The sequence below is a fragment of the Jiella avicenniae genome, from assembly GCF_021390325.1.
In the GTDB taxonomy this organism is placed as follows: domain Bacteria; phylum Pseudomonadota; class Alphaproteobacteria; order Rhizobiales; family Rhizobiaceae; genus Jiella; species Jiella avicenniae.
In genome coordinates, this window is record NZ_JAJUWU010000011.1 from 57848 (window position 1) to 76066 (window position 18219).

At 69.0% G+C, this 18219-nt stretch carries 16 protein-coding genes; 8 read left to right on the top strand and 8 right to left on the bottom strand.

Annotated elements, in window-relative coordinates; translation table 11 throughout:
- Position 1: 1 nt before the first annotated feature.
- Positions 2-1114: an NAD(P)/FAD-dependent oxidoreductase gene (locus tag LZD57_RS12785; protein WP_233719864.1), complete on the bottom strand. Its 1113-nt coding sequence runs from the start codon at positions 1112-1114 to the stop codon at positions 2-4.
- A 118-nt stretch (positions 1115-1232) separates the two neighbouring features.
- Between LZD57_RS12785 and LZD57_RS12790 the strand changes: the two genes are divergently transcribed.
- The 5 genes from LZD57_RS12790 (at position 1233) to LZD57_RS12810 (ending at position 7918) form a co-directional block, all read left to right on the top strand.
- Positions 1233-2129 carry a LysR family transcriptional regulator gene (locus tag LZD57_RS12790; protein WP_233719865.1) on the top strand — a complete coding sequence of 299 codons (897 nt, stop codon included), beginning with the start codon at positions 1233-1235 and terminating at the stop codon, positions 2127-2129.
- A gap of 90 nt (positions 2130-2219) precedes the next feature.
- On the top strand, positions 2220-4262 hold the full coding sequence (locus LZD57_RS12795; protein WP_233719866.1) for a hydantoinase/oxoprolinase family protein: 2043 nt from the start codon (positions 2220-2222) through the stop codon (positions 4260-4262).
- A 7-nt stretch (positions 4263-4269) separates the two neighbouring features.
- Complete coding sequence (locus LZD57_RS12800) at positions 4270-6252, top strand: hydantoinase B/oxoprolinase family protein (protein WP_233719867.1); 1983 nt, start codon at positions 4270-4272, stop codon at positions 6250-6252.
- Entirely contained in the window at positions 6249-6566 is a 318-nt protein-coding gene (locus LZD57_RS12805) for a (2Fe-2S)-binding protein (protein WP_233719868.1), read from the top strand. Before LZD57_RS12800 ends, LZD57_RS12805 begins: the two co-directional genes overlap by 4 nt.
- A complete protein-coding gene (locus LZD57_RS12810; protein WP_233719869.1) occupies positions 6545-7918 on the top strand; it encodes an FAD/NAD(P)-dependent oxidoreductase in 1374 nt (457 codons plus the stop codon). The genes LZD57_RS12805 and LZD57_RS12810 overlap by 22 nt, the downstream gene beginning before the upstream one ends.
- 233 nt (positions 7919-8151) lie before the next feature.
- On the opposite strand, the gene LZD57_RS12815 is transcribed toward LZD57_RS12810, so the two are convergent.
- Positions 8152-10518 (bottom strand): heavy metal translocating P-type ATPase, encoded by a 2367-nt coding sequence (locus LZD57_RS12815; RefSeq protein ID WP_233719870.1) that lies wholly within the window; start codon positions 10516-10518, stop codon positions 8152-8154.
- A gap of 340 nt (positions 10519-10858) precedes the next feature.
- On the opposite strand from LZD57_RS12815, the gene LZD57_RS12820 reads away from it, so the two are divergent.
- The 3 genes from LZD57_RS12820 (at position 10859) to LZD57_RS12830 (ending at position 12709) form a co-directional block, all read left to right on the top strand.
- Positions 10859-11230 carry a hypothetical protein gene (locus tag LZD57_RS12820; RefSeq protein ID WP_233719871.1) on the top strand — a complete coding sequence of 124 codons (372 nt, stop codon included), beginning with the start codon at positions 10859-10861 and terminating at the stop codon, positions 11228-11230.
- Between the two features lie 362 nt (positions 11231-11592).
- The gene (locus LZD57_RS12825; protein WP_420844804.1) at positions 11593-12126 is read left to right on the top strand and encodes a cupredoxin domain-containing protein; all 534 of its coding nucleotides are present in this window, start codon (positions 11593-11595) and stop codon (positions 12124-12126) included.
- Positions 12127-12295: 169 nt separating this feature from the next.
- Positions 12296-12709: a c-type cytochrome gene (locus tag LZD57_RS12830; RefSeq protein WP_233719872.1), complete on the top strand. Its 414-nt coding sequence runs from the start codon at positions 12296-12298 to the stop codon at positions 12707-12709.
- Positions 12710-12801: 92 nt separating this feature from the next.
- Here the strand turns inward: LZD57_RS12830 and LZD57_RS12835 are convergent, their stop codons facing one another.
- From LZD57_RS12835 to LZD57_RS12860, 6 genes are read right to left on the bottom strand one after another with little or no spacing between them, the layout of a single operon-like run.
- On the bottom strand, positions 12802-13734 hold the full coding sequence (locus LZD57_RS12835) for a 2-hydroxyacid dehydrogenase (protein ID WP_233719873.1): 933 nt from the start codon (positions 13732-13734) through the stop codon (positions 12802-12804).
- 43 nt (positions 13735-13777) lie between these two features.
- Positions 13778-14455 carry an RraA family protein gene (locus LZD57_RS12840; RefSeq protein ID WP_233719874.1) on the bottom strand — a complete coding sequence of 226 codons (678 nt, stop codon included), beginning with the start codon at positions 14453-14455 and terminating at the stop codon, positions 13778-13780.
- A gap of 19 nt (positions 14456-14474) precedes the next feature.
- Positions 14475-15761, bottom strand: coding sequence for a TRAP transporter large permease (locus tag LZD57_RS12845; RefSeq protein WP_233719875.1), 1287 nt, complete (start codon positions 15759-15761; stop codon positions 14475-14477).
- A 5-nt stretch (positions 15762-15766) separates the two neighbouring features.
- The gene (locus LZD57_RS12850) at positions 15767-16330 is read right to left on the bottom strand and encodes a TRAP transporter small permease subunit (RefSeq protein ID WP_233719876.1); all 564 of its coding nucleotides are present in this window, start codon (positions 16328-16330) and stop codon (positions 15767-15769) included.
- A complete protein-coding gene (locus LZD57_RS12855; protein ID WP_233719877.1) occupies positions 16327-17325 on the bottom strand; it encodes a TRAP transporter substrate-binding protein in 999 nt (332 codons plus the stop codon). The genes LZD57_RS12850 and LZD57_RS12855 overlap by 4 nt, the downstream gene beginning before the upstream one ends.
- Before the next feature lie 58 nt (positions 17326-17383).
- Entirely contained in the window at positions 17384-18193 is an 810-nt protein-coding gene (locus LZD57_RS12860; protein ID WP_233719878.1) for a creatininase family protein, read from the bottom strand.
- Positions 18194-18219 lie beyond the last annotated feature (26 nt).

Consider the following 18219-nt stretch of genomic DNA (forward strand, 5'->3'; position numbering starts at 1 on the left):
ATCAGGCGGCGGCGAAGCGGGCGATGGAGAAGGGCTCGATCGGCGTTTCGGTGCGGCCGGTGGCGATCAGCTCGGCCATCACGTCGCCGACGCCGGGGCCGAGCTGGAAGCCGTGGCCGCAAAAGCCGAAGGCGTGGAAGAGGCCGGGCGTGGTCCGGCTCGGTCCCATCACCGGCAGCATGTCGCCGGTATAGCCCTCGCAGCCGGACCACGTCCGGATGACCTGGACCTTGGCGATCGCCGGGCAGAGGCGCGCGAGTTGCGGCAACTGGGCGAGCGTGTTGGCGGGATCGACCGTGGCGTGGCCGGGATCGAGCGCGACGGCTTCGCGGTTGCCGCCGCCGAAGACGATGTTGCCCCGTTCCACCTGGCGGAAATAGACGCCTTCCGCCTTCACCCGCGACCAGATGCCGACGACCGGCAGGATGCGGTGGGGCAAAGGCTCGGTCACTCCCATCTGCGGCCCGCAGGCTTCCAGTGGCACCGGCTCGCCGACGGCTTCGGCGAGCCGGGCGCCCCAGGCACCGGCCGCGTTGAGGACGGCGTCGGTCGCGACGGTTCCGCGCGCCGTCTCGACCGCTAGGCCCCCGTCGTCCTTGCGGATCGCCATCACCTCGCTCTCCTCGACGACCTCGGCACCGAGGCGAGCGGCGGCCCTCGCAAAGGCCGGCGCCACCAGCCGCGGATTGGCCGAGCCGTCCTCGGGCGAGAGCGAGGCGCCGATCGCCGCCGGTCCCGCCCAGGGAAAACGGCTGCGCAGTTCGTTCGGGCCGAGGAGTTCCAGCGACAGGCCGAAGGGCTCCGCGTCGCGGGCGAAGGCCTCCATGTCGGCCATGGCCTCCGCATCGAAGGCAAGGCGCACGTGGCCCGTCGCGCGGAACTCGACGTCCTCGCCGAGCAGCCCGGCGGCTTCGCCCCAGAGCGCGCGCGAGCGATGCGCCAGCGGCATCTGCGGCAGATATCGGCCCTGGCGGCGGATATTGCCGAAACTGGCATTGGTCGCGGCGTGGCCGACGCGGCCGCGTTCGAGCAGCGTGACCGCAACGCCCCGCCGGGCGAGGAAAAACGCCGCCGCCGCGCCCATCAACCCACCGCCGACGATGACGACCCGCATGTGGTTCCTTTCGCTTGGCGTCGAGGCGAAGAGTTTCGGCCTGGGCGGGCCGGCTGTCCAATCGCACTTGCGGTCATGGTCATAAGAGCGCCCTATGGGCAGGAAGGGAAGGGCTAGGATGCGGGCACGCCAGCTCGAGGTCTTTTGCGCGGTCATGCGCGCCGGCACGGTGACGGGGGCGGCGAAGGCCCTCAACATATCGCAGCCGGCGCTGAGCCAGGTGCTGCTGCATACCGAGGACGAACTGGGCTTTCGCCTGTTCGAGCGGGTGAAGGGCCGGCTCGTGCCGACGCTCGCGGCAGAGGAGCTGCATCCCGAGGCGGAGCAGGTCTTCGCCGGTCTGGAGGCGCTGCGTCGCCGAACCTTCGACATGAGCAGGGGGCGTGTCGGCCTGGTCCGCCTCGCGGCCTCTCCGCCACCGGCGATCGGCCTGATCCCGGCCGTGCTGCAGCGGTTTCGCGCCGACCGGCCGGAAGTCACGGTCCGCTCGATGATCGCGCCGGTCGAGTCCCTGGTCGCCATGGTGCTCCGCGGCGACGCCGAACTCGCCGTCGCCATGGACGACGGCGCCCGGCCGGGGCTCGCCGTCGAAACCCTCGGCCGGGCCGGGATCGTCTGCCTGATGCCGGTCGGCCACGCCCTTTCGGGCCGCAAGAGCGTCGACATCACCGCCATCGGCGACTTTCCGCTGATCTCCTATCGCCAAGACACGCGCCCGGGCCGCGAACTCGCCCGGATGACCGCGGCGGCGGGGCTCGCCTACCGGCCGGACATCGAGATCGACGTCTCGCTCTCGGCCGTGGGCTTCGTTCGGCAGGGGCTCGGCATCGCGCTGGTCGACGGTCTTCTGCCGTGGAAACAGTTTTCCGGCGTCGCGGCGTTGCCCTTTGCCGCCGACTTCCACCTGCCCGTCGCGATCCTCACCCGCGCCGACCGGGCGCTCTCGTCGGCGTCGGCGCATCTGCGCGATCACCTGCTGGCGGTCTGCGCGGCCCATCTCGGCGCCGCCCCATAAGCCGGGCTTATTCACCTCGCGCGCATCCGACTTAGACGCCGGGGTGAGGCCGGCGGCATGCTGGGCGCACGAAACGAAGAGGCGGTGCCCATGGCCTGGAAGATCGGCGTCGACATCGGCGGAACCTTCATCGACTTCTGCGCCCTCGAACAGGAGACGCAGCGGCTGGTCACGCTGAAGGTCCTGACCACGCCGGACGACCCCGGCCGCGAGCTCCTGACCGGCCTCGACCGCTTGGCCGAGACCGGGGGCGTCGTGCCGGAGGCGATCGAAGCCTTCGTCCACGGGACCACCGTCGGCATCAACACCGTCATCCAGCGCAAGGGTGCGCGGCTCGCCCTGATCACCAACGCCGGTTTCGAGGACGTGGTCGAACTCGCCCGGTTGCGGCTGCCCGACATGTACTCGCTCTTCTGTGCCCAGCCCGAGCCCCTGGTGACGCGGGACATGATCTTCGGCATCTCCGGCCGGATGCTCGCCGACGGCAGCCAGGCGGCGGCCATCGACGCGGGCGAACTCGGCCCGATCGTCGCCGCCGCCCGCGCCAAAGGCGCCGAAGGCTTCATCGTGTCGCTGCTGCATTCCTACGTCGCGCCGGCCCATGAGCGGGCGGTGCGCCAGGAACTTCGACGACTGGCGCCGGACCTCTTCGTCTTCGCGTCCTGCGACGTGTGGCCGGTGATCCGCGAATACGAGCGCTCGGTGACGACGATCCTCAACGGCTACGTCCACCCGCGGGTGGCCGGCTATCTCGCCGGCCTTCAAGCCGCGCTCGCCTCGCGCCGCATTCCGGCGCGGCCGCTCTTGACCAAGTCGAACGGCGGGCTGATGAACGCTGCCGAGGGCAAGACCGCCTGCATCAACATGCTGTTGTCGGGCACGGCCTCCGGCGTCATCGGCGCGGCCCATCTCGCGCGTCAGGCGGGGTTGCGCGACGTCCTGACCCTCGACATCGGCGGCACCTCGGCCGACCTCGCCCTGATCGTCGACGGCGAGCCGCAATTCGGCACCGGCGAGGCGGTCGGCGAATTCCCGCTCTACATCCCCTCCGTCTCCGTCAGTTCGATCGGCATCGGCGGCGGCTCGATCGCCAGGGTCGACGAATTCGGCGTCCTCAAGGTCGGACCGGAAAGCGCCGGTTCCGTGCCCGGGCCGGCATGCTACGGCCGTGGCGGCAACGAGGCGACGATCACCGACGCGATGGCCGTGCTCGGCATCCTCGGCCAGGCGCCGATGGCCTACGGACAGTTGTCGATCGATCGCGAGTCGGCGCGCGCCGCCGTCGAGCCGCTCGCCCGGCGGCTCTCCCGCAGCGTCGAGGCGGTGGCCGAGGCGATCCTTGAGGTGGCGGTGTCGGAAATGTTCGTCGAGGCCGAGAAACTCGCTTCGCGCGCCGGCGTCGATCTCCGCGATTTCACGCTGATGCCCTTCGGCGGGGGCGGGCCGATGCTCGGCTGTTTCCTCGCCCGCGAGATCGGCGTTTCGCGCATCGTCGCACCGCGCCGGCCGGGCGTCGTCAGCGCGCTGGGCGGGCTCGTCGCCGATCTCAAGGGCGACTTCATCCGGACGGTGTTTTCCGCCTGCAACGGCGCGGCCATGCCGGCCCTTGCCCGCTGCCTCGACGAATTGACGGCGGAGGGCGAGGCCTGGTTGCGCGACGGCCAGGGATTTGCCGGGCGGATCCGCACGGAGATCCTGGCCGACATGCGCTATGGCGGCCAGTCCTTCGAGATCGAGGTGCCGATCGAGCGGCGCTGGATCGAAGGCGGCGACGTCGAAGCGCTCACGGCCGCGTTTCACCGGCGGCATCTCGAGGTCTACGACTTCGACGACCCGTCCGGCGCGGTCGAGATCGTCAATCTGCGACTGGTCGCGATCGGCGAGAGCGATCCGGTCGCGTTTCCGGCCGCCCCGATCCACGATCAGTCGGCCCGGGCGGCGCGCGACGTCGCGGTCTTCCTCGCCGGCGAACGGCAGACCGTCCCGTTGTACCTGCGCGACGACCTTCCGGCGGGCGCGACGTTTTCAGGACCCGCCGTCGTGTCCCAGGAAGACACGACGCTGGCCATTCCGGCCGGGTTGGCGGCTCGGGTCGACGCCTTCCTCAACATCCATCTCGAAGCGGCGGAGTGATCTTCCCATGTTCGATGCGGTCACCCTGCAGGTCCTCGCCAATCACGGCCGCGCCGCGGCCGAGAACATGGCGCGCACGCTGTTTCGCACGGCGCATTCGGCCTTCGTCAAGGAAACCCAGGACTTCACGGTGATGCTGCTCGATCCGCAGGGCCGCACCGTCGCCGTCCCGCTGGATCTCGGCGCGACGTGGTATTCGGGCCTCACCTGTGGCCGGGCGATCGCCATGGTCGACGACTACCGGCCCGGCGACGTCGCCTTCACCAACGATCCCTATAGCGGCTATCTGGCCACGCATGCGCCGGATACCCACCTGTGGAAGCCGGTGTTTCACGAAGGCGAAATCGTCGCCTGGGCCGCCGGCCACATCCACAACACCGACATGGGCGGCGCGGTGCCGGCCTCGCTGTCGCGCTCCCTCACCGAGATCCATCAGGAGGGGCTGCGGTTCCCGCCGATGAAGCTGATGCGGGAGGGGGTGTTCGACGAACAGATCCTCGCCATCATGACGACCAACGTGCGCAAGCCCGACCTCAACGTCGGCGACATCAAGGCGTTGGTCGGGGCGTTGGCCACCGGCGAGCGGAAGGTCCTGGCGATGGTCGAGAAGTTCGGCATTTCCGCGTTCCGCGAGGGCCTCGCCGGCCTTCTCGACTATGCCGAGGCGCAGGCGCGCGGCGTTCTCGCGGACGTGCCCGACGGGCGCTACGTCTTTTCCGACTATGCCGACGAGGACAGCGTCGAGGGCAATCCCTGCCGGCTCCATCTGACGCTGACGATCGACGGCGACGAGGCCGTCCTCGACTTCACCGGTTCCGATCCGCAGCTCACCTCCAGCCTCAACGTGCCGTCCGGCGGCGATCCCCGCCACACCATTCTCCTCGTCGGCATCTATTACGTGCTCTACACGCTGAAGCCGGGCATCCTCCTGAACCAGGGCCTGACGCGGCCCTTCACCTGCATCGCGCCGGAGGGCACCGTCCTCAACCCGCAATTCCCGGCCGCCGTCGGCATGCGCAGCCTGACCTGCGCCCGGCTGCGCTCGGTGATCTTCGGCGCCTTCTCCCAGGCCCTGCCGGACAAGATGCCGGCGGCGCCGGCCGGCAACAACTGCATCGTCAACGTCATGACCACTGACGAGCGGCGCCGGCGCACGGTCATCGCCGCCGTGAACCCCGTGGTCGGCGGCGGCGGGGCGATGCCGCACCGCGACGGCTCCAACGGCTCTGGAGCCGACGCGGCCTATCTGAAGAACACGCCGATCGAGATCACCGAGGCGGAAACGCCGATCCAGTTCGTGCGCTACGGCCTGAAGCCCGACAGCGGCGGCGCCGGCCGCTGGCGCGGGGGACTGGCGACCGAGATGGCGTTCAAAGTGTTCGCGCCGGATACGCGCATCACCGCCCGCAACCGGGACCGCTCGTTCTTCCGGCCATGGGGAGTGCTCGGCGGGCGTGCGGCAGGCCTGTCGGACATGGTGGTCAATCCGGGCGCCGCCAACGAACGGCGCCTCGGCAACACCGATGTCGCCGTCCTCGAGCCCGGCGACGTCCTGTCGATCCATTCGGCCGGCGGCGGCGGGCGCGGCGATCCCCATGACCGCGAGCCATGGCGCGTCGCCCTCGACGTCGCGCGGGGCAGCGTCGGCGAGACGGCCGCCCGCAACGACTACGGCGTGGTGTTGAGGGACGGCCGGCTGGACGAGGCCGCGACGACGGCGCTGCGGGCCGGGCGAAAACGGCCGGAGCCGGTGCCGCACTTCCACTACGGCCCCGAGCGCGAGGGCTACGAATGCGAGTGGACCGCGGAGGCCTACGACGCGCTGACCGCGATCCTGATGGCCCTGCCGGTGCATTGGCGCTTCTTCGTCAAGACGCAGATCTTCGCCGCGCGTCGGTCGGCGGAGGCGCGGATCGACGTCGCGGAAGCCTATCGGCGGGTGCGCGAGCGCTTTCCGCAGGTCCCGAACGTCGCAGATGCCGCCGGATGAGCCGCCCGCGCTTCGTCCGGCTGGCCGAGACCGGACGGCCGCCCGTCCGCTTCCGCCTCGACGGCCGCAAGGCCGAGGCGCTCGCGGGCGACACCGTTTTGACCGCCATCCTGACGAACGCCGGCAGCCTTCGCCCGTCGGAATTCGGCGACGGTCCGCGAGCCGGCTTCTGCCTCATGGCCGCGTGCCAGGACTGCTGGGTCTGGACGGAGGAGGGCGGGCGGCTGCGCGCCTGCGATACCGTGGTGGCCGAAGGCATGGCGCTGCGCACGACGCCTCCGGAGGAGACGAGATGGCCGACGAGCGCGTCGTGATCGTGGGCGCCGGCCCGGCCGGATGCCGCGCGGCCGAAGCGCTCGCCGCAGCCGGCCTCAGGCCGACCGTCATCGACGAGGCGAGGGCCGCCGGCGGGCAGATCTACCGCCGTCCGCCGCCCGGCTTCACGCGCTCGGCCGAGACCCTCTACGGACCCGATGCCGGCAAGGCGAAAGCCGTGCATGCCGGCTTCGACGCTTTGGCAGGCCGAATCGACCACCGGCCCGGAACCACCGTCTGGGGGCTGAGCGGGAACCGATTGTTCCTGCGCTGCGGCGACGAGGCCGAGATCCTGCCCTTCGACCGGCTCGTCCTCGCGACGGGGGCCGTCGACCGGGTCATGCCCGTCCCCGGCTGGACGCGGCCGGGCGTCTTCACGCTGGGCGCCGCCCAGATCGCGCTGAAGGCGCAAGGGGTCTCGATCGGCGCGCCGGTCGTCTTCCTCGGATCGGGGCCGTTGCTGCTCCTCGTCGCCCATCAGTATGCCAAAGCCGGTGCCGAGGTCGCCGCGGTGCTCGATACGTCCCGGCTTTCGGACCAGATCGCCGCGCTGCCGCTGCTCGCCGCGCGGCCGGCCTTTCTGGCCCGCGGCATCGCCCTGCGGCTGGGGCTGCGGCGGTTGGGCGTCGCCGTTCACCAGGGCGTCCGGCCGGAGGAGATCCTCGGCGACGACAACGGCGTCGTCGCAATCGGGTGGCGCGGCGCCGACGGAAGCGCCCGGCGTCTGGAGGCCAGAGCCGTCGCCCTCGGCTGGCATCTGCGCTCGGAAACGCAGCTCGCGCAGCTCGCCGGCTGCCGGATGAGCTTCGATCCCGTCTGGCGGCAATGGGCTCCGACGATCGATCCGATGGGCCGGTCGAGCCGGCCCGACGTCTATCTCGCCGGCGACGGCACGCGCATTCTGGGAGCCGACGGTGCGGAGGCTGCCGGCCGGCTGGCGGCCGCCGCGCTCCTTGCCGACATCGGGCGACCGATCGACGACGACCGTTTCCGTCCCCTCCTGCGGCGTCGCCGGCGGCTCGACCGGTTCTCCCGAGGGCTGGCGCGCGCCTTCCCCTGGCCCGCGGAGGCGTGTCGCGACAGGCCCGACGACGCTATCCTCTGCCGCTGCGAGGCGGTCACCGTCGGCGAATACCGCGCCAGCCTGCAGCGGACCGGCGCGGCCGAGATCAACCGGGCCAAGGCATTCTCGCGCGTCGGAATGGGCCGCTGCCAGGGCCGCTACTGCGGCGCCGCCGCGGCGGAGCTCCTCGCCGGCGAGACGGGGGACGTATCGGCCGCAGGACGGTTGCGGCCGCAGTCTCCCGTGAAGCCCCTGCCGGCGAGCGCTGCGGAAATCGGCGGGCGTTAGAGCGTGATCCCGAAAAGTGGGAACCGGTTTTCGGAAGAGATGATGCGCAAACGGGAAGATGGAGCGGAGGATGAGCGAAGCTCATGTCATCTTGCTCCAGCCGGCGGCCTTTTCTGCCCGTCCGGTTGCGCCGAGAGCGCGGATACCTGGGTGTCCGGCCGCCCGCCGGTTTCGTTTCCCGACCGGTGGGAGAAGGAGCCGATCAGGCCGTTCGGACGAACCGAGCCGCCGCGTCAGAGTTCTATCCGCCGCAGTCTCAGCGCGTTGGCGATCACCGAAACCGACGACAGCGACATGGCGGCCGCCGCGATCATCGGGGACAGAAGCAGGCCGAACACCGGATAGAGGACGCCCGCTGCGATCGGCACCCCGGCCATGTTGTAGACGAAGGCGAAGAACAGGTTCTGCTTGATGTTGCGAAGCGTCGCCCTGGCGAGCTTCCGGGCCCGCACGATGCCCGTCAGATCACCGCCGAGGAGCGTCAGACCGGCGCTCTCGACGGCGACGTCCGCGCCGGTGCCCATGGCGATGCCGACGTCGGCGGCAGCCAGGGCCGGCGCGTCGTTCACGCCGTCGCCGGCCATGGCGACCGAATGGCCTGCCGCGCGCAATTCGTCGACGAAGGCCTTCTTGCCCTCCGGCAGAACGCCCGCCCGCACGTCGTCGATGCCGAGCCTGGCCGCGACGGCCTCGGCCGTGCGCTGGTTGTCGCCGGTCGCCATGATGACGCGAAGGCCCTGCTCGTGAAGATCGCGGATCGCGCCTGCGGTCGTCGCCTTGATCGGGTCGGCGACGGCGACGATGCCTGCCAGCGTCCCGTCGACGGCGACGAACATGGCGGTCTTGCCGTCGGCGCGCAACTGATCGGCCTCCGCCTCGCCGCCCTTTGCCGCGCCGCCGATTTCCTGCATCATGGCCGTGTTGCCGAGCGCCACCGACCGGCTGCCGACTTTTCCGACGACGCCCTTGCCGGTCACGGCGTCGAATTCCGTCGCCTTGTCGACCGTGATCCCCCGCGCCTCCGCGCCTTCGACGATCGCCTCGGCGAGGGGATGTTCGGAGCCGCGCTCCAGCGCGGCGGCGAGAGCGAGAACCTCGTCTTCTGAGATGTCCGCGAGGGGAACCACGTCGGTGAGTTTCGGCTTGCCCTCGGTGAGGGTTCCGGTCTTGTCGACGATCAGCGTGTCGACCCGGGCCATGCGTTCCAGCGCTTCGGCATCCTTGATGAGAACGCCCGCCTGCGCGCCCCGCCCCGCCGCCGTCGTGATCGAGATCGGCGTCGCCAGCCCGAGCGCGCAGGGGCAGGCGATGATGAGGACCGACACCGCGGATGCGATCGCGAAGACGAAGGCGGGGCTCGGTCCGACGAAGAGCCAGACGAGGAAGGCCAAGAGAGCGATCCCGACGACCGTCGGCACGAAGATCTGCGAAACGCGATCGGCCAGGCCCTGGATCGGCGCGCGCGACTGCCGCGCACCGGCCACCATGCCGATGATCTGCGAAAGCACCGTGTCGGATCCGACGGCCGAGGCACGGATCGCCAGCGTCCCGTTCTTGTTGATGGTTCCGCCGGTCACCCGGTCCCCCTCGGTCTTCTCGACGGGCAGGGGCTCGCCGGTGATCATGCTCTCGTCGACGGACGAGCGGCCCTCGACGACTTCGGCGTCGACCGGCACGCTGTCGCCGGGGCGGACGCGCAGGAGATCGCCCTCGACGACGTTCTCGAGCGGCGCGTCGTATTCCGAACCGTCCGGAAGGATGCGCCGGGCCATTTTCGGTGCGAGGTCCATCAGCGCCCGGATCGCGTCGCCGGTCCGCTCGCGAGCGCGCAGTTCGAGCACCTGGCCGACGAAGATCAGCGCCACGATGACCACGGAGGCCTCGTAATAGGTGCCGACCATGCCACCCATGCGGTACTGCTCGGGGAAAATGCCGGGCAGAAAGGTTGCGACGAGCGAGTAGACGTAGGCGGAGCCGACGCCGAGGGAGATCAGCGTCCACATGTTCGGCGAACGGTTGGTGATCGAGTTCCATCCGCGCTGGAAGAAGGGCAGTGCCGCCCACAGCACGATGGGCGTGGCGAGCAGGAATTCGAGATAGACCGCGATCTGATGGCCCAGCCAGTCGCGAACGGGCAGGCCGACCAATTCGCCCATGGTCAAAATCACCAGCGGTATCGCGGCGGCCGCGCTGATCCACATGCGTCTGGTGAAGTCGGTCAATTCGTCGCTTGGCTCATCCGACGGCAGGATCGGCTCGAGCGCCATGCCGCAGATCGGGCAGTCTCCCGGTTCGTCCCGCACGATCTGGGGATGCATCGGGCAGGTCCACTGCGTGCCCGCCGCCTCGCGTTTGCCGACCTTCGCCGCGTTGCCGGAAGCGTAGAACCACGGGTCGGCGTCGAATTTCGACCGGCAGCCGTCGGAGCAGAAATAGAAGGTCTTGCCGCCGGACGTGCGCGAACGCGCTTCCGGTCCGATCGCGACCGACATGCCGCAGACCGGGTCGGTGGCGGTTTCGCCCGCGTCGGGCCGCGGCTGGCCGTGCCCCGAATGATCGTGCGATGCGACGCCGTGATGGGAGTGTTCGTGGGGAGCCATGAGTCGATGTCCTGCCGGAGATGGCGTCGAGATAGTGCTTCCAGTTACTGGAAGGTCAAGCCGTGTCCATGCGGGCGGCAGAGCGATCGCTCGAAGGCAAGTGCCGTCGGTGACGCTTCGATCTCCCCCCTTGCCGGGGAGATGGTTGGCAACCCGGAGGGGGGTCTAGCGCCACTCTCCCGCAGTCCGGAGCGAGGTCACCCCCCTCTGCCTGCCGGCATCTCCCCCGCAAGGGGGGAGATCAGGCCAACCGCCAGCCCGGGCCGGCTTCGAGCGATCGCCCAGCCGTCTGGCGTACTGCGATTGTGATGTGCCCCCAAAGCCTGATATGAGGTCGCGCATGACCGGTTCGGCTTCCCCTCTGTACCTCGCGATACGGCTGATCGCCGTCGTCGTGGTGTTTTGGGGTGCGTCGTTCCCCATGTCGGCGATGGCCGGCATGGCGGACGCTCCGTCGATGTCGCATTTCCAGACCCACGACGGCCACGGACCCGCCTGCGCGCAGGGCGCGTCCTGCGACGGCCATGCGGCGTCGACCGCGCACGACCACGCGCTCCAGATCGACTGCGGCATTCATTGCGTCATGGCGCTGCCCGACGTCGCCGCGCCGGAAAGTTCGGTGGGGATCGTCCGGTCGGTGGCTTATTCGGTCACGATCGACCATCTGGCGAGCCTCGCGCTTCCGGCTCTCGAACGCCCTCCACGCGTCTAACCTCACGCGCCGCCTTAGGCGCGATCATGCCGGCCGCCTTGATGGCGGGCATGACGATCCCGCCGTGCGGTCTTCCCGAGACCCGCCGCATCCGTCGCGGTTTCGGAACCGGTCCGGCCCTATGCGCGCCATGTCGCGCCCCGTCCGCCACCCGGCGATCCGGTGATCGCCATTGCGGGGTGCCTCTCGCCCGGTCTTCGGGCCGGACAGGCCGCACCCGTCTCGGGCCAGTTCGGCTCCTTCGAAACGGGCGGCCGTTCACGGAAACGAAGATGCGCGAGGGGCCCGATGCCGCGACTGGCGGGCAACGGAGCCCCACGACACGAAAACAATCACGGTCAATGGAGAACTCAATGACGACCCTGAGAACGCTTGCCGCCACACTCGCCATCGCGGCGCTGCCCCTTTCGGCCTACGCCGCGGGCGACCATGACGGCGGCCACCAGAAAAACATGGGACACCAGGAACAGATGGGCCACATGGAAGGCATGGGTCATCACGACGAGATGGCGATCGGCGAGCCCGGCGACGCCGCGAAGGTCGAGGAAACGATCGTGGTCTCGATGCGCGAGACGGACGACGGCGCGATGACCTTCGAGCCTTCCCGCATCGAGGTCCGCGCCGGCGAAACGGTCCGGCTCGCCATCACCAACGACGGCGAGACCGAGCACGAATTCGTCATGGACGGGACGGACGAGATCCAGGAGCACAAGGCGCTCATGGAGCAGTCCCCGGAGATGGCGCACGCCGATCCGAACGCCGTGCGGCTTCAGCCGGGCGAGAGCGGCGAGATCGTCTGGACCTTCGGCGAGGCGGGCCAGTTCGAATTCGCCTGCCTGATCCCCGGCCATTACGAGAGCGGCATGCACGGCCCGCTCGTCGTCTCCGGGAAATGAACGACATCGACGGCGTGGCGGGCGACGGGGACGAACCGCCCGCCCGCTTTGAGGCGGGGGCGGACTGCCGTGACGCGCATCCGCAACGACCCGCCCCGGCCGCAAGCCATGCCCGACCATGCGGCGGCGGGAATGACGACCCGGTTCGAGACGGCATGAGGAGACGACGATGAAGCCCGGCAAGACGACAATCGCCGTGACCGCCGTGATCGTGGCGGTCGGCGGCTTTCTGATGTGGAGGGCGGCCTCTCCGGGGGCGGGAGCTGCGGACCACGTCGTCGACGTGACCGTTCCGGACCTTTCGGCCCAGGCCTCCCACGGGCAGAAGCTGTTCGCCGAGAACTGCGCCGCCTGCCACGGCGAAAACGGCGGCGGGACCGAACAGGGACCGCCGCTGATCCACCGGATCTACGAACCGAACCATCACGGCGACCAGGCTTTCCTGATCGCCGCGACGCAGGGAGCGCGAGCCCATCACTGGCCGTTCGGCAACATGCCGCCGGTCGAGGGTGTCACGCCGCGCCAGATTCAGGACATCGTCGCCTATGTCCGCGAGGTCCAGAAGGCCAACGGGATCTTCTGACGCTTCGGTCCCGCCCCGGTTCCGGATCGGCAGAAAGAGCGACGTCGGACCGGGGTTTTCGCGGCGGTGATCGCGACGCCGCCGCCGTCCGATCAGTAGCCTCGTCCGGCGTCGGCGAGGTCGGGCACCGGTTCGCCGGCTTCGAACAGCTCGAGATTGGCCGCGATCAGCCGGCCGCCGGTCGCCGCGTCGATCTGCGAGGCGATGTGCGGCGTGATGGTGATCGCCGGATGCGTCCAGAACACATGGTCGGCCGGCAGCGGCTCGACGTGGAAGACGTCGAGCGTCGCCTGCTTGATCTGGCCCGATTCCAGCGCCGCGAGGAGATCTTCGTCGACGAGATGCGGCCCCCGCGCGCAGTTGATCACGCAGGCGCCCGGGGCGAGCTGCCCGAGCAGCCTGGCATCGAGGATGCCCGCCGTCTCGCCCGTCAAGGGCAGGAGGTTCACCAGGATCTCCAGTCCGTCGAGGAACGGGGCGAAGCCCGCCTCGCCGCTGAAGGTTTCGACGCCTTCGACGCTCTTGGGGTTGCGCGACCAGCCGCGCGTCGCAAAGCCGAGGCCGGCCAAAGTGCGCGCCGCCTCGGCGCCGAGATTGCCGAGGCCCATGACCCCGACCTTGCGGTTCGGCGCGACCGGAACGACGATCGCGTGCCAGTCCCGCTCGGCTTGCGCCTGGAGCTGCCGCGGCATGTCGCGGTGATGGCGCAGCACGTGCAGCGCCACGTATTCGCGCATGCGCTGGGTGAGGTCTGGCCCGACGGTGCGGATGATCGGCACGTCCTTCGGCAGCTCGGCGTCGGCCAGCACATGATCGATGCCGGCGCCGACCGAGACGATCGCCTTGAGATTGGGAAACCGTGCGAGATCGCCGGTGCGCGGCCGCCAGACGACGGCATAGGCGACCGCATCGCGGTCCTCGATCTCGACCAGCGACCGGATGGTCCAGCCGGGCAGCAGCGCGGACAGGGTCTCGCACCACCAGCGGGTCTTGGCGAGGTCCGGCAGATAGACGGCGACGTTCATCGATTTCCTCCGGATGTCTGCATGGGTGGGATGGCCGGTCGGCTCAGCCCTGAAGCTTCGCCTCGACCATCCGGCTGGCGCCGGACATCTCGCCGAGATGGACGCCCCCCGTGATCCGCGCCTCGTTCACCCGGCCGCGCTCGGTCTTCGCCTCGCCCTCGGCGATCACCGCGTCGAGATCCTCCGGCGCGATGAACAGGACGCCGCTGTCGTCGGCGAGCACCGCATAGCCCGGCAGCACCGCCGCACCGCCGATCGACACCGGCACGTTGAAGCCGCCCCCGGAATCGTAGAGCCGGGTCGTGACCGGCGAGGGGCCGCGCGACCACATGGGAAAGTCCTGCTCGACCACCTCGGCGGTGTCGGTGTGCGGACCGTCGACGCAGCCGCCGGCGAGGCCCATCATCGCCGCCATGCGGGTGACGCCGCCGCCCCAGCAGGCGTATTTCCTGTCCCCCAGCCGGTCGACGGCGAGGAAATAGCCCGGCCCGACGCTCGACAGGCAGTGATGCAGCAGGGTCGAGTCGAGGCCGGGAATGGCGAGGGTCGCGACCGTCGCGGCGACCACCTTGCCGGAAAGCACCGGCTGGATCGCCGGGCTGGCGAAGCCGAAATGATAGAAATGTCCGATCGTCGCGGTCTCCAGCCTGGCGAGGCGCTCGAGCTTTTCCGGCGCGATCTTCTCCGGCATCGGGTTCAGCTTGTAGGTCAGGTTGGTCATGACATGTCTTCCGATTGCTTCAGTTTTGAGGGCCGAGGACCAGATCCGGCAGGAAGGTGACGATCTGCGGCAGGTAGGTGATCAGGACGAGGACGGCGAAGAGCGGCAAGAGCATCGGCAGGACCGCCATCGTCACCTTCTCGAAGCGCACCCGGCCGACCTCCGAGACGATGTAGAGGCCGATGCCCATCGGCGGGGTGGCGATGCCGATCAGGAGTCCGAGCTGGATGATGATGCCGAAATGCACCCGGTCGATGCCGTAGCCGTCGATCAGCGGCAGCAGCGTCGGCACCAGGATCAGCTTGGCCGGCACCCCCTCGACGACGCAGCCGACGAGGATGATGAAGACCAGGAGCAAGGCGAGGAAGACGGACTTGTCGTCGGTGAGGGCGAAGGTCGCGTCGGCGAGCTGCTGGGGCACCCGGTCGATGGCGAGCAGCCAGCCCATGGCGATCGAGAAGGCGATGATGATCATGATCACCGCGGTCATCATGGCGGTGTCGGACAGCGCCTTCCAGAAGCCGGCGAAGGTCAGCTCGCGGTACCACAGGCCGAGGGCGATGCAGTAGACGCAGGCGAGGACGCCGGCCTCCGTCGCGGTGACGAAGCCCCACATGATCGAGCCGAGGATGATCGCCGGCGCGACGAGCGCCAGGAAGCCGTGGCGGGTGGTGGCGACGATCTCGGAGACCGTGGCGCGGGGCTGGGTCGGGAAATCCTCGTAGCTCGCCCTCAGCCGCACGTAGATCATCAGCGCGACGCCGACGAGGATCCCCGGCACGAGGCCGGCGAGGAACATCCGCTCGATCGAGACCTGGGCGAGGAAGGCATAGATGACGAGGCCGACCGAGGGCGGGATGAGCGGCCCGATCACCGAGGAGGCGACGGTGATCGCGGCGGCGAAATCGGCCTTGTAGCCGCTTTCGCGCATGGCCTTGATCTCGATCGCCCCGAGCCCGGCGCAGTCGGCGACGGCGGCGCCGGAGATCCCGGCGAAGATCATCGAGGACAGGACGTTCACCTGTGCGAGCCCCGCCTTCATGTGCCCGACGAGGGCATTGGCGAAGGCGAAGATGCGCTCCGTCACGCCCGTCGCGTTCATCAGATTGCCGGCCATGATGAAGAACGGGACGGCGGTCAGCGAGGCCTTGTTCACCCCCTCCAGCATCTGCTGGGGAATGATCTGCAGCGCGTTGGAGAAATCCGAGGTCAGGAAGGTCAGCACCGTCGCCATGCCGATGGCGATCGATATGGGGACCCTGAGAAGGATCAGGCCGATGAAGGCGCCGAAGAGGATGTAGGCCATGTCCGTCAGCTTTCCGGGTGGCTTTCGGCGACGTTCTCCGGCATTCCGGCGAAAAGCTTGGCGACGTCGAGAAGCGCGGCGAGGAGGATGAGAAAGGCGGAGACGAAGAGCGGGATGGACAGGGCCTGGCGCGGCAGTTCGGCTCCTTGCGGGAGAATCGCGCCGTCAAAGACGCCGCGCGAGGTGGCGAGAACGGCCGGGAGCTGCCACAGGATGACGACGACGACGACGAGGGTGGCGACGTCGGAGACGATCCGCGTCGCCGCCATGCCCGCCGGCCCGAAGCGGGCGGCCAGGAAGTCGACGCGCACGTCCTTCAGCCGGACGTACATGGCGAAGAAGCCGAAGAAGCTCAGCCAGATGAAGAACACCATCGTCCACGGCCAGATCCAGTAGAAGGACAGGTCGAACGGGCGCAGCACGATGGTCGTCGCCGTCAAGAGCAGCATGACCAGCAGGCAGAAATTGGCGAGGAGGCCGAAGACGCCGCCGAGCGACCAGACGGCAAGGTCGGCCCGGTGAAGAGCCCGCTGCAGCGGGCTCTCCGGAACGTATTCCTGCGGCGTCATTCGGGCTTCGCCCGGGTTTCCTCGACGGCGTCGAGAAAGGCCTGCGGCAGCTCGCCGCTCTTCGCCTTGGCCTCGTAGAAGCCCTGCATCTTCTTCACCAGCGGCGAGGTGTCCATGGTGGTGAAGGTCGCGCCGGCCTTTTCCATCCGGGCGATGGATTCGTCGGCGGTGTCGAACATCAGCTTGCGGGAATACTCCCCGGCCTCGGCATAGGCCTTCAGAAGGCCCGCGCGTTCCTCCTCGCCGAGCGCCTCGTAGGCCCCTTCGTTGACCATGAAGCCGACCGACTGCCAGTATTCGTCGTTGCGGGTGATGTAGGGGGCGACCTCGTTGAAGCGCATGGATTCCACCAGCGCCACCGGCGAGTTGACGGCCTGGACGATGTTCTTGGAGATGCCCTGATAGACCTCGGTCCAGGGCAGGGTGATGACCTCGGCGCCGAGATGGTCCCAGGCCTCGATCGCCACCTTGTTCTCGTGCATGCGCAGCTTCAGGCCCTCGATCCCGGCGGCCGACTTGATCGGCACGTTGGAGACCATCACCCGGTAGGGGCCGCGCAGGACGGCGGTCGGGTCGCCGAGCGGCATCACGCCGGCCTGCTCGCGCGCCTCGTCGAACCAGCCCTTGACCGTGTCCGACTGCATGAAGCGGCGCCAGTGATCGTAATCGTCGAAGACGAAGGGCGCCGACAGCCAACCGAGCGAGGGTTCCCACTTCTTCATGTATCCGAAGCCCTCGGCATAGATCTGGACGATGCCGGCCTGCAGCTGTTCCAGAACGGCGTCTTCCTTGCCGAGCTGCTCGTTCGGATAGACCTGGATGGTCAGCGCGCCGCCCGTGTATTTCTCGGTGAGGTCGGCAAAGTGCTGGAACACTTTGCCTTCCGGGCTGTCCACCGGCATCTTGGTGGCCATCCGCCAGGTCTCGGCGGCGGCGCCGGAGGCGAGCGAAAGCCCGATCGCCAGGGCAAGGGTCACTCTCGTCAGGGTTTTCATGGCTGTCCTCTGTCTGCTTCTTCGGGAAAGGAGCGGGGCGCTCCGGCGGGTGGTCGTCTCAGTCGTGAAGGCCGGGGGCGACGTGGTCGCGGATCAGCCCGACGCCGATGGCGACGAGCTTTTCGGTCAGCGCCCTGCCGGTCTCGGCGCTGGCAAGCTGCGGATCGCAGCCATAGACGCCGGTCCCGGTCGCCTCGAGCGCCTCGATCGGCACCTGGATGTCGGCGCCGGCATAACGCACCGAGGAAAAGCCCGAGACCTCCATGCCCTTGACCTTCGCGCCGGTCGGCGCCGGGCGCATCAGATCGGGGCGAAGGAGATCGGGGTAGAAGTGCAGGCCGACCGAGGTCAGCGGGTCGCCGCCATGGCCGGAACTCTTTGCCGCAGTCTCCTTGCCGAGGATTTCCGGCAGGAGGCCGTAGGAGACCTTCCACAGATACATCGAGGGCACGAACAGCCCGGCCTTCTGACGCCAGCGCAGCGCCACCTCGGTGATCGCCGGGACGTTGCCGCCATGGCCGTTGACGATCATCAGCTTCTTGATGCCGTGGCGATCGAGGCAGGCGAACATGTCGTCGAGAATGGCGACCAGGGTGGCATGGGAAATCGAGATGCCGCCATGGGAGGATTCGAAATAGTCCTTGCCGCCGAAGGGAATGACCGGTGCGGTGAAGACCTTCAGCCCTTCGGCACGGGCGGCCTTTGCCATTTCGTCTGCCATCAGCTCGGCGGCCATGTAGTCGCCCATCGGGGCGTGGATGCCCTGATCCTCCAGCGAGCCCATGGGAAGCAGCACCACGGCGTCTGCGGTCAGCTCTTCCCGGGCTTCCTGGGAGGTCAGATGGGCGATCCGGATCTTGTCGGTCATCGGTGGGTCCTGGATGCTGGAATGTG

What these genes read in the sequence shown, in the direction of transcription:
- LZD57_RS12830 (WP_233719872.1), top strand. Translation starts at nt 12,296, where the DNA reads ATGAAGCCCGGCAAGACGACAATCGCCGTGACCGCCGTGATCGTGGCG.
- LZD57_RS12790 (WP_233719865.1), top strand. Translation starts at nt 1,233, where the DNA reads ATGCGGGCACGCCAGCTCGAGGTCTTTTGCGCGGTCATGCGCGCCGGC.
- LZD57_RS12835 (WP_233719873.1), bottom strand. Translation starts at nt 13,734, where the DNA reads ATGAACGTCGCCGTCTATCTGCCGGACCTCGCCAAGACCCGCTGGTGG.
- LZD57_RS12840 (WP_233719874.1), bottom strand. Translation starts at nt 14,455, where the DNA reads ATGACCAACCTGACCTACAAGCTGAACCCGATGCCGGAGAAGATCGCG.
- LZD57_RS12845 (WP_233719875.1), bottom strand. Translation starts at nt 15,761, where the DNA reads ATGGCCTACATCCTCTTCGGCGCCTTCATCGGCCTGATCCTTCTCAGG.
- LZD57_RS12815 (WP_233719870.1), bottom strand. Translation starts at nt 10,518, where the DNA reads ATGGCTCCCCACGAACACTCCCATCACGGCGTCGCATCGCACGATCAT.
- LZD57_RS12820 (WP_233719871.1), top strand. Translation starts at nt 10,859, where the DNA reads ATGACCGGTTCGGCTTCCCCTCTGTACCTCGCGATACGGCTGATCGCC.
- LZD57_RS12805 (WP_233719868.1), top strand. Translation starts at nt 6,249, where the DNA reads ATGAGCCGCCCGCGCTTCGTCCGGCTGGCCGAGACCGGACGGCCGCCC.
- LZD57_RS12800 (WP_233719867.1), top strand. Translation starts at nt 4,270, where the DNA reads ATGTTCGATGCGGTCACCCTGCAGGTCCTCGCCAATCACGGCCGCGCC.
- LZD57_RS12855 (WP_233719877.1), bottom strand. Translation starts at nt 17,325, where the DNA reads ATGAAAACCCTGACGAGAGTGACCCTTGCCCTGGCGATCGGGCTTTCG.
- LZD57_RS12860 (WP_233719878.1), bottom strand. Translation starts at nt 18,193, where the DNA reads ATGACCGACAAGATCCGGATCGCCCATCTGACCTCCCAGGAAGCCCGG.
- LZD57_RS12810 (WP_233719869.1), top strand. Translation starts at nt 6,545, where the DNA reads ATGGCCGACGAGCGCGTCGTGATCGTGGGCGCCGGCCCGGCCGGATGC.
- LZD57_RS12795 (WP_233719866.1), top strand. Translation starts at nt 2,220, where the DNA reads ATGGCCTGGAAGATCGGCGTCGACATCGGCGGAACCTTCATCGACTTC.
- LZD57_RS12785 (WP_233719864.1), bottom strand. Translation starts at nt 1,114, where the DNA reads ATGCGGGTCGTCATCGTCGGCGGTGGGTTGATGGGCGCGGCGGCGGCG.
- LZD57_RS12850 (WP_233719876.1), bottom strand. Translation starts at nt 16,330, where the DNA reads ATGACGCCGCAGGAATACGTTCCGGAGAGCCCGCTGCAGCGGGCTCTT.